Below are 12,562 nucleotides of genomic sequence, written 5' to 3'. Positions count from 1 at the left end.
TCAGGCCAGGCAGCGCCGGGACCGCGCTTTGTCCGATTCGCCCAAACGTCGCGGTGGCGGAGTACGCCGTTTTGTCCTCGGAACCAGCGTGTGCGGCGGCTCCCATACGTCACAGTGGGGCACAGTGATCAGCGACGGGAGGCGACCATGAGCGAAGCCGGCGGCCGGATCGTGCTCGGCCCGCACCAGTACGGCAAGGCCGAGAACCGGGTGGTGCGCATCTACCGCGATACCGCCAGGCACGAGATCCGGGACCTGAACGTGTCCTCGTGCCTGCGCGGCGCGTTCGACGACGCGCACACCGTCGGCGATCAGGGCACGGTGCTGCCGACGGATTCGCAGAAACAGACCATCTACACCTACGCCAAGCGCCACGGCGACGGCAGCATCGAGGAGTACGGGCTGGCACTGGCCCGGCATTTCGTCGACGACATCGAGCCCGTGGATTCGGCGCGTCTCGAGATCGAAGAGTATGCGTGGCAACGGGTTCCGGTCGGCGGCAGCGGGCACGACCACACCTGGACGCGGGTGGGGCCGGAGGTGCGGATCGCGGCGATCACCGTGAGCGGGACCGGTACGGACCGCCGCGAGTGGGTGATCGGGGGCGTCAAGGATCTGGTGATCCTCAAGTCCACGGGTTCGGAGTTCGCGGGTTTCCTCGAAGACCCGTTCACCGTCCTCGAACCCGCCCACGACCGGATCCTGGCCACCAGCCTGATCGCCCGGTGGCGCTTCGCCACCCCGCCCGAGGACTGGGATGCCGCCTACCACGGGATCCGCGCCGTCATGGTCGAGACCTTCGCGACCCTGCACTCGAAGGCCTTGCAGCAGACCCTGTTCGAGATGGGCCGGGCCGCGCTGGCGGCGTATCCGTGCCTGGCGGAGATCCGCATGTCGGCCCCCAACAAACACCACTTCGCCTATGACACAGACCGATTCGGCGTCCCGAACCAGGGCGAGGTCTTCCACGCCGACGACCGCCCCTACGGCCTGATCCAGGCGAGTGTGCTGCGCGAGGGCGCTCCGGAGGCCGGAACCGCCTGGGATCCCTACACCGGCGCGGTCTGACCGGCCAGCGTGCGCACCGCCAGATACAGATCCAGCCGATCGTCGAGCCGCCCGAAATCGCGCCCGGTGAGCTCCTCGATCCGGCCGATCCGATAGCGAACGGTATTGATGTGCAGGTGCATTCGATCGGCCGCCTGCCGCCACGAGCCTTCGCACCCGAGAAACACCTCCAGCGTCTCCAGCAGTCCGGCCCCGTGCCGGCGGTCGTACTCCAGCACCGGACCCAGTACCCGTTCGGCGAATCTCCGCTGGAGGCCGCCGGGCACCGCGGTGAGCAGGCCGACGGCCGAATCGATATCGGCCACCCGCAGGCTGACCGGGGTCGTGTCGTCGCGGGCCGCGGTGGCGGCGGCCGCGGCCGCGCCGATCGCACCCGCCAGGGTCTCCTCCGGCTGCCGGGCGCTCACGCCGACCGCGAGCCGAATCTCGGTGAGCGCTGGTGCGATTCGCCCGAGACGGCGGACCACCGTGGCCGCGATGCCGTCCTGGGTTCCGGCCGTCACGCCGGCCAGCCTGCCTTCGCGGTCGATCGACGTGGCGATATCCGGCAGGGCGTCGTGCAGGGCCGCACGTACGGCCAGCAGTCCGGCGGACGAATCGGCCCAGCTCGAAACCTGCCGCGGTGCCACAGGTCCCGCAGCGTGAGCCGGTGCTCCCGCCCGTTCGATGGCGCCCGCGACACCCCCCGACATCGATCGGCGCTGCGGCACATCCGGTTTCGATCCGGGTCCGGTCAGCCCGTCGGCGGCGTGGACCTCGCAGACGAGGGCCACCTCGCACCGGTCCGCCCGTTCGGCGAACGGCACCGGGAAGCGGTCGGCCAGTTCCCAATCCAGATGCTGCCGGTCGGCGCGACGCTGCCGATACAGCTCCGCCACGGCCGCCAGATCCGCGCCGAACGGGTCGAGTTCCGGAGCCGACGGGCGGATCACCAGGTACCAGGCGGTAATGCGGTCGCCCGCACCGACCTGGAGGACTCGCATCGCGCCGGTAGTGACCGCGGGCAGGCGCGGCGCGGTGAGCGCGGTGGCGACGATGCGATCGATGTCCGGCTCGGCCAGGTCCTCGGTGCCGGCGATGACCGTCCCGGTCGAAGTCAGGATCCAGGCCGAAACCCGCTGTTCCGCAGCGAAATCCGCGATCAGGACCTCGATAGCCGTCCCGGCGGCGACCGCGGTCAGCAGCCTGCGCTGCCGGTCGGCGCGCGATTGCACCCGTCGCCAGCGCACCTCCGCCGCCTGCTCGGCCAGGTATTCGATGATCCGGCTGAACGGCACGCTCTGAGGTACGGACAGCAGCGGCAATCCGTGCCGGCGACAGGCCTCGACCACATCCTCGGGCACGTGCCCGTGCAGCGCCTGCCCGGCCACCACGCCGGCGACCCCGGCTCCCGCCAGCAGGCCCACATAGCGGTCCGCGTCCGTCGCCTGCCGCCGCCACACCAATCCGGTACACACCAGCGCACCCGGTGTCACGAAGGGCCGGGGGTCGGGCATGTCCGTCGCACAGACCCTGGCGACCGGCCGATCCAGTTCCCCCGCGTCCCCGTGCAGCAGTCGCATCCGCAACTGCGGCGCATCGAGAATGTCGCGCACCCGCACAGCGCACCTCCCGTGGTCGGTCCGGATAGTCCGTCACGGTAGGAGGCTGTTATTTCCACGCGGTTTCCGGCGTGCTGCGGCGGGCTCACAGCCGGTCGGTAGGGTGGTCGCCGTGAGCCGCCGCATTCCAGTCCTGATCGTGGCCGGATTCCTCGGCGCCGGGAAGACGACGCTGCTCAACCGGCTGTTGCGGACCCGGAGCACGCGAATCGGGGTGGTGGTCAACGACTTCGGCGCGGTCAATATCGACGCCATGCTGGTGGCCGGGCAGGTCGATGCCATGGTCTCGCTGGGCAACGGGTGCGTGTGCTGCGCGGTGGATGTCAGCGAACTGGACGACCTGTTCGACCGGCTGGCGCATCCCAGGCAGAAGATCGACGTCATCGTGGTGGAGGCCAGCGGACTGGCGGAGCCGCGCAATCTCATTCGCATGGTGGTGAACAGCGACAATCCGCGCATTCGCTACGGCGGGCTGGTCGAGGTGGTCGACGCCGAGCACTTCCCCGCGAGCCGGGAACTGCACCCGGAACTCGCGACGCATCTGCGCATGGCGGATCTGGTGGTGCTCAACAAGGCCGACCGCGTCGAGCCGGCCGCGCTGGAGCTGCTGCGGTCCGAGATCACCCGCCTGGTCGGTCAGGTCCCGGTGTATCCGACCAGCCACGGGCGCGTCGACCCGGGCCTGCTGTTCGACGTCCCCACCCGCGAACCGAGCCGGCCGCGCATCGGTGAACAGCTCAGCTTCGACGAGCTACTGCTCGATGAGCACACCGATGACGCGCACGGAGACCACCGCCAGCACGGAGACCACCGCCATGAACACGGCGGGGACTGCCGCGACCATCGGCACCTGCACGACGCCTACGACAGCGTCTCCTTCACCTCCGACACGGACCTGAATCCGCGCGAACTCATTGCGCTACTGGAGGATCCGCCCGCCGGCCTGTTCCGCGCCAAGGGCGTGCTGGCCTTCGCCGTCCCCGACGACCCGCGAAAGTTCGTGCTGCACATGGTCGGCCGCCACATCACCATCGAGCCCACCGCCTGGACCCGCCACGAACCCCGGGTCAGCAACCTGGTCCTGATCGGCTCCGGCCTCGACGCCGGCGAGGTCACCGCCCGCCTCCGCGCCACCGCCCATCTCGCCGGCGACCCCCTCGACGACCACGCCCTCCTCCCCGTCTGGCGCTACGTCGCCGACGACGACGCGCTTGCCGGCGAGGGCTGATTCCGCCTCGAGCTCCGCCCGCAGCTCCGCGACCTCGGCCGCCAGCTCATCCCGCATCTGCTCGCGTTCGGCGAGGGCGGCCCGCATGGTCTCGACGCTGTCGTTCATGGCGGCCAGCCGCTGGTCGGCGCCCCTGAGCAGCCACTCCACCACGTCCCGCCGGCCGACGGCGGCGCTGGCGGCCCGGACCCACCCGACCACGTAGTCCACCCACTCCTGCGGCTTGGGCATGTCCTTGGGCGCGTCCCAGCCCTTGCGCTGGGCGGCCTTGGTGGACAGCACCAGCTCCGCCCGCTTCCCGCGCCCGGGCGAATTCAGTTCCGCCAGGGACAGTTTTCCGGCGCTGGTCACCACCGCCGTGAACCGGTACTTCCCCGCCAGGTGCATGCGCAGCTCGGCGGTCCCCCGCCCATCGGAATCCATGGCCCCCAGCCACGGCCCGTCCGCCGCCTCGATGATGGCCGCCAGGATTTCCAGCTGCCCCACCCCGCGCCGCAGCCGCGCCGCGGCCGTCCGCAGCGCACCCGGCGTGGCCGTCATCTGATCCCAATGCATGCCCCGAACATAGCCCGCGCCGCATTGGCCGCCGTGTTCGACTGGCCCGGTGAGTGATATGCCCGACCATCCGAATATCGAGCTGGCCGTCCGTTATCACCGAGCCGACGCGGCCGGCGCCACCGGAGCGGCTCTGGCCGCCTACTTCCACCCGGACGTCGTGCAGCGGGAGCTGCCGAACGCGCTGGTCCCGCAGGGTGCGACCCGGAATCTGGACGAGATCCTGGCCTCGGCCGAACGCGGGCAGCAGGTGATTCGCCGGCAGCGGTTCGAGTTTCACCACGCCGTCTCCACCGGCGATCAGGTGGCCCTGGAGGTCACCTGGATCGGGGTACTGGCCGTGCCGGTCGGCGCGCTCGCCGCGGGTTCGGAGCTGCGGGCGGAGATCGCCACCTTTCTCACCATCCGGGACGGATTGATCGTCGAACAACGCGACTACGACTGCTACGTCACGAAGTTCTGACCGTTCCGGGTGATTCGTGCCATAGCCTGGCGGCGTGCGAGTTGTGGAGCCTGGCGGCGTGCGAATTGTGGTGGCGAATCGTGGTGAGGTCGCGGTCCGGGTGGTGCGGACGGCCCGGGAACTCGGATATGTGACGGAGGTACTGCACACCGCCGAGGACACCGGAAGTCTGGCGGTCCGGCTGGCCGACCGGGCGATCGTACTGCCGGGCAGCGGTGCGGCGGGATACCTCGATGTCGAATCCGTGGTGCGGGCCGCGGCCGCCTGCGGACCGGGCGCGCTCGTGCACCCGGGGTATGGATTCCTCAGCGAGAGTGCGGAGTTCGCGGCGGCCTGCGCGACCGCGGGGCTGACCTTCGTCGGGCCCGCACCGGATGTGCTGCGGATCTTCGGGGACAAGATCGCGGCGCGCGACGCGGCCGCGCGGGCCGGGGCGGCCGTGCTGCCCGCGACCCGGGCCGGAGCCGGAACGGACGAGATCGCCGCGCTGCTCGCCGAACATCCCGGCGGCATCATGGTGAAGGCCGCGGCGGGCGGCGGCGGCCGCGGCATGCGGCCCGTGACCGAGGCGGCGCTGCTGGCGGAGGCCGTCGAACGCTGCCGGGGCGAGGCCCGCGCCGGATTCGGCGACGACAGCGTCTACGCCGAAGCCCTGGTCGACCGGGCGCGGCACATCGAGGTGCAGGTCGTGGCCGACGGGCTCGGCGCGGTGGCGCTGGGCGACCGCGATTGCAGCGTGCAGCGGCGGCGGCAGAAGCTCATCGAGATCGCGCCCGCGCCGGAACTGCCCGCGGCCGTGCGGGATCGAGTGCACCGGGAGGCGGTGCTGATCGCCGAGGCGGTGGGCTGCCGGGGCGTCATCACCGTGGAGTTCCTGGTCGACGGCACGAATGTCTGGTTCCTGGAGGTGAATCCGCGCCTGCAGGTCGAGCACACCGTGACCGAGGCGGTGACCGGCGTGGATCTGGTCGCGCTGCAACTGGACCTGGCACAGGGCCGCACGCTGGCCGAAATCGACCTGCCCAAGAACGAGACCCGCGGCTACGCCGTGCAGGCGCGGGTCAATGCCGAACTGCTCGCGGCCGACGGCGCAGTGCTGCCCAGCACCGGCGTGATCAGCCGCTTCGACGCCCCGACCGGCACGGGCGTGCGGGTCGACACCGCCGCCCAGGTGGGAATGCGGCAAGGGGTGCAATTCGATTCGCTGCTCGCGAAGATCATCGCGTCCGCGCCGTCGTACCGCGCCGCGCTGCGACGGTGTTCGGACGCGCTGGCCGAGACCGTGATCGGCGGCGTCGACACCAACCTGCACCTGCTGCGCGCCGTGCTGACCGAACTCGGCGACGCGGGCCCGGTGAGCACGGCCTGGTTCGAGCAGCGCCTCGACGACCTGCGCTCCCGGGCAGAGGGTTTCGAGGATCCGACCGGGCCGCAGCCGGTACGGCAGGCCGCTGCCGCCGAGCTCGATCTGGACGAGAACGAACAGGCCCTGCGCTCCCCGATGGGCGCCACCGTCGTCTCACTCTCCGAGCCCGGAACGGTTCTCGCCGCCGGAGCCGAGGTCGCGGTCCTGGAGGCCATGAAGATGCAGCACGTGCTGCGCGCGACCGAACCGCTGCGGGTGCTGCGGCACGCGGTCGTACCGGGTGACGTGGTCGACCCGCACGCCATCCTGGTCACCTGGGTGGCCGCCGATCACGACGGTCCGGCCGCGGAATCGACCGTGGTGGACCTGGATTCGGTGCGTGCCGACCTCGCCGAGGTGCTGGACCGCCACGACATCACCCTCGACGCCCGGCGCGAGACCGCGGTCGCCAAGCGGCATCGGCTCGGCCGCCGCACCGCCCGCGAGAACATCACCGACCTGGTCGACTCCGACAGCTTCGTCGAATACGGCGCGCTGGCGGTCGCCGCCCAGCGCAGCCGCCGCAGCCTCGAGGACCTGATCGCCGGCACCCCCGCCGACGGCTTGATCGCGGGCGTGGCGACCATCAATGCCGGCCGCTTCGGCCCGGACCGCACCCGCGCGCTCGTCATGTCCTACGACTACACCGTGCTCGCCGGCACCCAGGGCATGCGCAATCACGCCAAGACCGACCGCATGCTGGAACTGGCTCGCGAGCAACGGCTTCCGGTGGTCTTCTTCACCGAGGGCGGCGGCGGCCGGCCCGGCGACACCGACCACGGCGGCGTCTCCGGCCTGGACGTCACCACCTTCCGCGCCATGGGCGCGCTGTCGGGCACCGTACCGCTCATCGGCATCGCCTCCGGCCGCTGCTTCGCCGGCAATGCCGCCCTGCTGGGCATGTGCGATGTCGTAATCGCCACCCCCGACGCCAATATCGGCATGGGCGGGCCCGCCATGATCGAGGGCGGCGGACTGGGCGTGTACGCGCCCGAGGACATCGGCCCGATCGAGGTGCAGCGCCGCAATGGCGTGGTCCACATCGTCGCCGCCGACGAGGCCGAGGCGGTCGACCTCGCCCGCCGCTACCTGTCGTACTTCCAAGGGGCGGACGCGGAGTGGGAAGCGCCCGACCCCCGCGTGGCCCGGCACGTGGTGCCCGAGAACCGGCTGCGCGCCTTCGACATTCGCGCCGCCATCGATGCCATCGTGGATGTCGGTTCGGTGCTGGAACTGCGCCGGGACTGGGGCGTCGGCATCGTCACCGCCCTCGTCCGGGTCGAGGGCCGCCCCTTCGGCCTCATCGCCAACGACTGCCACCACCTGGGCGGCGCCATCGACGCACCGGCGGCCGACAAGCTGTCCGCCTTCCTCCAGCTCTGCGGCGCTCACGGCCTGCCCATCGTGTCCCTGTGCGACACACCGGGTTTCATGGTCGGCCCGGAGGCCGAGGAGCACGCCACCGTCACCAAGTTCAGCCGCCTGTTCATCGACGCCGCCGCCCTCGACGTGCCCTTCGGCACCGTCATCCTGCGCAAGGGCTACGGCCTGGGCGCACAGGCCATGGCGGCGGGCTCCTTCCGCGCACCCCGCTTCGTGATCGCCTGGCCCACCGGCGAGATCGGCGGCATGGGCCTGGAGGGCGCGGTCCGCCTGGGCTTCGCCAAGGAGCTGGCCGCCATCGAGGATCCGGTGCAGCGGCAGGCCGCCTTCGACGCACTGGTCCAGGCGGCCTACGACAGCGGCAAGGCCCTCACCGCCGCAACGGTTCTCGAACTCGACGACGTCATCGACCCGGCCGATACCCGGCGCTGGGTGCGGACCCTGCGCTGAAAGGACTCCACGCTGTGAATCGGCACCGCTACGCCCACCAGCCCCGGATCCTCCGGTAGCAGGCATAGGCCATGGTGAGCGCCGCGACTCCGCCGAGGGAACCGCCGGCGCTCACATACCGGCGACGCCGCGACCCGGACACCCGGGCCCGCAGGCGTTCCTCGGTGAGATCGGCGTACCGGCCGGGTAGCAGGGTGTCGAAGTATTCGGTGACGAAGTTGTCGGTGCGCCGGGTGGGCAGACCCATGTCGCCCATCAGCTCGTCGATGTGGTGCGTCAGGTACGGGCCGAGGTAGTAGCCCTCGGGCCGTTCCGGCATGACCTCGCCCAGCCACGTCCCGACACGCGCTATCTCCCTGTGCATGCCGTCGACGCCCGGCAGGGCGAGCTCACCCAGGAAATGCTGGGACAGCCAGTGCGCGGACACCTCCGCGGTGAGCTGGCAGGCGGCGGAGGAGCCGTATCCGATGAAGCCGAGCCGCGGCAGCGTCGGCGGCAGAATGTGCCGGTAGAGCTGGAACCGGCCCTCGACCCGGATGGTCTTGGCCAGCTCGGGCGACAGGAATTCCAGCTCCTGCCGCCAGCCGGTGGCGAAGACGACGACATCGGCGTCGAGCCGATCACCCCCGGCCAGTTGGACCACGGTGCCGCCGGGGAAGGCCGCGATGGTGTCGCGCCGCAAGGCGATTCGCCCGCGCCGGGCCATCCGGAAGAACTCGTCGCTGACACCCAGATTCTCGATCCCCGCCGGCAGCGGCGCGTCCGGCACCATGACCTTCGGCGACCGCAGCAGCAACCGCATCGAGGCCGAGACCGCCCGCCAATACCGTTCGGCGAACTTCTTGCCCGGCCCGTGCAGGAACCGCTCGATCAGGGTCTGCCGGTGATAGCGGAAGAACGCTTCGGTGCTGCGATTCAGGATGATCCGGTCCGAGGGCACCCCGCCCGGCAGAAACCGCGGCAGCATCGGATGGGCCCGGCGGAACACCAGCGTGCACTGCCGCGCGTGCTCCCCCGCCCAGGCCGCGCAGTCCAGCGCCGACTTCCCGGCCCCGACCACCACCACCCGCCGGCCGGCGAACAGCCTCGGATCGGTGGCCCGGCTGGAATGCAGCCGCACGCCCTCGAACTCGTCCTCGCCCTCGATGACCGGGAGCTGCGGGGTGGAGAACACACCCGCGCACACCACCACGAAGTCGAACCGCAGCTCCTCGACCCCGTCCGGGCCGCAGATCTTCAGCTCGAAGCCCGCGTCCACCTCGGACACCCGGATCACCTCGGTCGACAACCGCAACAGGGGCGACAACCCGAAGCGCTCCACATAGGACGCCAGGTAGTCCCGCACCTGCGCGGCCGTCGGAAACACCTCGGCCGACTCCGGATACGGGTGATCGGAGTAGGCGTAGGTATCGCGGGAGTTGTTGGTGCGCAGGCCCGGATAGGTCCGTGCCTCGATCCACACCCCGCCCGCTGCGCCCTCCTTTTCGAAGATGACGACCTCGAATCCGTCGTCCCGCAGCACTTTCGCGGTGACCAGCCCCGCGATACCGGCCCCGATTATCCCGGCCCGTTTTCCACCCGCACTCGTCCCGTCCACTGTTTCCCCTTTGGACCTGCACGTTTCGAGGCTCACGCTACTTCAGCACGAGACCCGGCGTACCTGCGTCGGGGCAACTCGCCAATCGGTGGATCAAATTGGGCGTGTCGTGACTTCTCACCGAAATCGCTTAAACGGAACTAACTTACGAGACCGGAAGCTCCGGGATCCGGGTGGCGCGGGCGTACACGGTCTCGCCCTCCGCCAGGTGCAGAGCGGCGGCGTCACCACGCGTCACCTGCGCGGTGAACAGATCACCGGTGGCCGCGTTGCGCAGCTCCACCCGCACCTCGAACCCGAGCTGCACGACCCGCTCCACCGTCGCGCGGGTGACACCGGCGGATTGCGCGGTGCCCTCGTGCGCGGCCAGCGCCATGCTCGGATCCCGGCCGACGCGAATATCGTGCGGCCGCACCAGATGCCCGTTCAGCTTGGCCACCGCGCCCAGGAAGGACATGACGAATTCATTGGCGGGCCGGTCGTATACGTCCTCCGGAGTGCCGACCTGCTCGATGCGGCCCTTGTTCATGACCGCGATGCGGTCGGCCACATCCAGGGCCTCCTCCTGGTCGTGGGTGACCAGCACGGTGGTGACGTGCACCTCCTCGTGCAGCCGCCGCAGCCAGGTGCGCAGGTCCGCACGGACTTTCGCGTCCAGCGCGCCGAACGGCTCGTCCAGCAGCAGCACCTGCGGGTCCACCGCGAGCGCCCGGGCCAGGGCCATGCGCTGGCGCTGACCACCCGACAGCTGCGCCGGATACCGGTGCTGGAAGCCGTCCAGGCCGACGATCTCGAGCAGGTCGTCGACCTTCTTCTTGATCTCGGCCTTGGGCCGCTTGCGGATCTTGAGCCCGAAGGCCACATTGTCGCGCACGGTCATGTGCTTGAACGCGGCGTAATGCTGGAAGACGAAACCGATATCGCGCTTCTGCGGCGACACATTGGTGACGTCGCGGCCCGCGATGGTGACCAGGCCGTTGTCGAGCGTCTCCAGTCCCGCGATCGAGCGCAGCAGCGTCGACTTGCCCGAACCGGACGGGCCCAGCAGCGCGGTCAGCTCCCCCGACGGGATGTCGATGCTGACATCGTCGAGAGCGGCGAAGGTGCCGTAACGCTTGTTCGCATTGGTCACGGTGATCATTTGGCAGTGCCCCGCTTGCGTTCGAGGAGGGTCATGAGCAGAAGGACGACGAGGGCGATGCCCATGAGCAGCGTCGCCGCACAGTACGCGCCGAAGGTGTTGTGATCGTTCACGTATCGCCCGTTCACCAGCAGGGTGAGCGTCTGTGACTTTCCGGGCAGGCCCGTGGACACCATGATCACCGCGCCGAATTCACCCAGCGCCCGCGCTACGGTCAGCACGATGCCGTAGGTCAGACCCCAGCGGATGGCCGGCAGCGTGATGCGCCAGAACGTCTGCCAGCCCGACGCGCCCAGGGTGGCCGCGGCCTGCTCCTGATCGTCGCCGATCTCGTGCAGCACCGGCTCCACCTCGCGCACCACGAAGGGCAGCGTCACGAAGATGGTGGCGATCACCATGCCCGGCAGATTGAAGATGATCTTCAAACCGTGGTGGTCCAGCCCGCCGAACCAGCCGTTGGCGCCCCACAGCAGGATCAGCGAAACACCCACCACCACCGGCGAAGTCGCCATCGGCAGATCCACCACGGCCTGCAGCAGATTGCGGCCCGGGAACTTCCCGCGCACCAGGGCGAGCGCGATGATCACACCGAAGATCACGTTCACCGGCACCACGATCGCCACGATCGTCAGGGTCAGGTTGAACGCCGAGATCGCCGCGGGTGTGGAGATCGAGTCGAAGAACGCGCCGAAACCGCGCTCGAAGGTGCGCCACAGGATGATGCCCAGCGGCACCAGCAGCAGCACGAACAGATACGCCAGCGCCACCGTGCGCAGCGAGATCTTGGTCCAGAAGCCGAGTTTCATCTACGCCTCCCGTTCCTTGCGCGCCAAGCGGTCCGAGGTGACCCGCAGGGCGAACAGGGTGACCAGCGAGATGGCCAGCAGCGCCACGGAGACCGCGGCGGCGTTCACCGGGCGGTCCACCTCGATCTGCTGCTGGATGTACTGCGAGGCCATCTGCGTCTTCTTCGGGATGCCGCCGCCGATCAGCACCACCGACCCGTACTCGCCGATGGCGCGCGCGAACGCCAGGCCCGAGCCGCTCACGATGGCGGGCGCCAGCGTCGGCAGGATGATGGTCCGGAAGGTGGTCCAGTTGTCCGCGCCCAGCGACGCGGCCGCCTGCTCCACATCCCTGTCGGCCTCGATCAGTACCGGCTGCACCGACCGCACCACGAACGGCAGCGTCACGAACGCCAGCGCCACCACCAGACCCGGCTGGGTCGCGTTGAGGTGGATGTCGAACGGCGACTGCGGCCCGTACAGCGCCAGCAGCACGATGCTGGCCACGATGGTGGGCAGGGCGAACGGCAGGTCGATGAGCCCGTTCACGAAACCCTTGCCCGGGAACTCGTCCCGCACCAGCACCCAGGCGATGAGCGTGCCCATCACCACATTGATCAGCGTCACGACGATCGACACGAAGACGGTCACCTTCAGCGCGTCCAGCGCGCCGGGAGCGGTGACCGCGTCCCAGAACCCGGACCAGCCGTCCTCGAAGGACTTGACGGTCAGCGCGGCCAGCGGCAGCAGCACGATGATGCTGAGCCACAGCACGGAGGTGCCGATGCCGAGCGGGCCCACCGACCCGCTGACCCGGAACCAGGAACGGATCCGGCCCGGACCCGCCGCCTTACGCGGGGTGTCGTCTACCGAAACGCCGGGATCA

The 12,562-nt window shown here is 70.0% G+C and carries 9 protein-coding genes; 4 read left to right on the top strand and 5 right to left on the bottom strand.

What is annotated here, in order from left to right; all coding sequences use genetic code 11:
• The first annotated feature begins 147 nt into the window (after positions 1-147).
• On the top strand, positions 148-1,068 hold the full coding sequence (gene pucL / locus ABZV44_RS12215; protein WP_354835074.1) for a factor-independent urate hydroxylase: 921 nt from the start codon (positions 148-150) through the stop codon (positions 1,066-1,068).
• Here pucL and ABZV44_RS12210 read toward each other — a convergent pair.
• The gene (locus ABZV44_RS12210) at positions 1,050-2,663 is read right to left on the bottom strand and encodes a helix-turn-helix domain-containing protein (protein ID WP_354835072.1); all 1,614 of its coding nucleotides are present in this window, start codon (positions 2,661-2,663) and stop codon (positions 1,050-1,052) included. The two genes, pucL and ABZV44_RS12210, sit on opposite strands and share 19 nt — an antisense overlap.
• 118 nt (positions 2,664-2,781) lie before the next feature.
• Between ABZV44_RS12210 and ABZV44_RS12205 the strand changes: the two genes are divergently transcribed.
• From ABZV44_RS12205 to ABZV44_RS12195, 3 genes are all read left to right on the top strand, one after another.
• A complete protein-coding gene (locus tag ABZV44_RS12205; protein WP_354835070.1) occupies positions 2,782-3,897 on the top strand; it encodes a CobW family GTP-binding protein in 1,116 nt (371 codons plus the stop codon).
• Positions 3,898-4,510: 613 nt separating this feature from the next.
• A complete protein-coding gene (locus tag ABZV44_RS12200; protein WP_354835346.1) occupies positions 4,511-4,915 on the top strand; it encodes a nuclear transport factor 2 family protein in 405 nt (134 codons plus the stop codon).
• Positions 4,916-4,949: 34 nt separating this feature from the next.
• Positions 4,950-8,153: a carboxyl transferase domain-containing protein gene (locus tag ABZV44_RS12195; protein ID WP_354835068.1), complete on the top strand. Its 3,204-nt coding sequence runs from the start codon at positions 4,950-4,952 to the stop codon at positions 8,151-8,153.
• 28 nt (positions 8,154-8,181) lie between these two features.
• Here ABZV44_RS12195 and ABZV44_RS12190 read toward each other — a convergent pair whose 3' ends face one another.
• From ABZV44_RS12190 to cysT, 4 genes are all read right to left on the bottom strand, one after another.
• Positions 8,182-9,750 (bottom strand): NAD(P)/FAD-dependent oxidoreductase, encoded by a 1,569-nt coding sequence (locus tag ABZV44_RS12190; protein ID WP_354835066.1) that lies wholly within the window; start codon positions 9,748-9,750, stop codon positions 8,182-8,184.
• 145 nt (positions 9,751-9,895) lie between these two features.
• Positions 9,896-10,891 carry a sulfate ABC transporter ATP-binding protein gene (locus tag ABZV44_RS12185; RefSeq protein ID WP_354835064.1) on the bottom strand — a complete coding sequence of 332 codons (996 nt, stop codon included), beginning with the start codon at positions 10,889-10,891 and terminating at the stop codon, positions 9,896-9,898.
• Positions 10,888-11,697: a sulfate ABC transporter permease subunit CysW gene (gene cysW / locus ABZV44_RS12180; protein ID WP_354835062.1), complete on the bottom strand. Its 810-nt coding sequence runs from the start codon at positions 11,695-11,697 to the stop codon at positions 10,888-10,890. Before cysW ends, ABZV44_RS12185 begins: the two co-directional genes overlap by 4 nt.
• Positions 11,698-12,507: a sulfate ABC transporter permease subunit CysT gene (cysT, locus tag ABZV44_RS12175; RefSeq protein WP_354835344.1), complete on the bottom strand. Its 810-nt coding sequence runs from the start codon at positions 12,505-12,507 to the stop codon at positions 11,698-11,700.
• Positions 12,508-12,562 lie beyond the last annotated feature (55 nt).

Source organism: Nocardia sp. NPDC004860 (assembly GCF_040609015.1).
Lineage (GTDB): Bacteria > Actinomycetota > Actinomycetes > Mycobacteriales > Mycobacteriaceae > Nocardia.
This window is presented reverse-complemented; position numbering and strand designations above follow the sequence as displayed.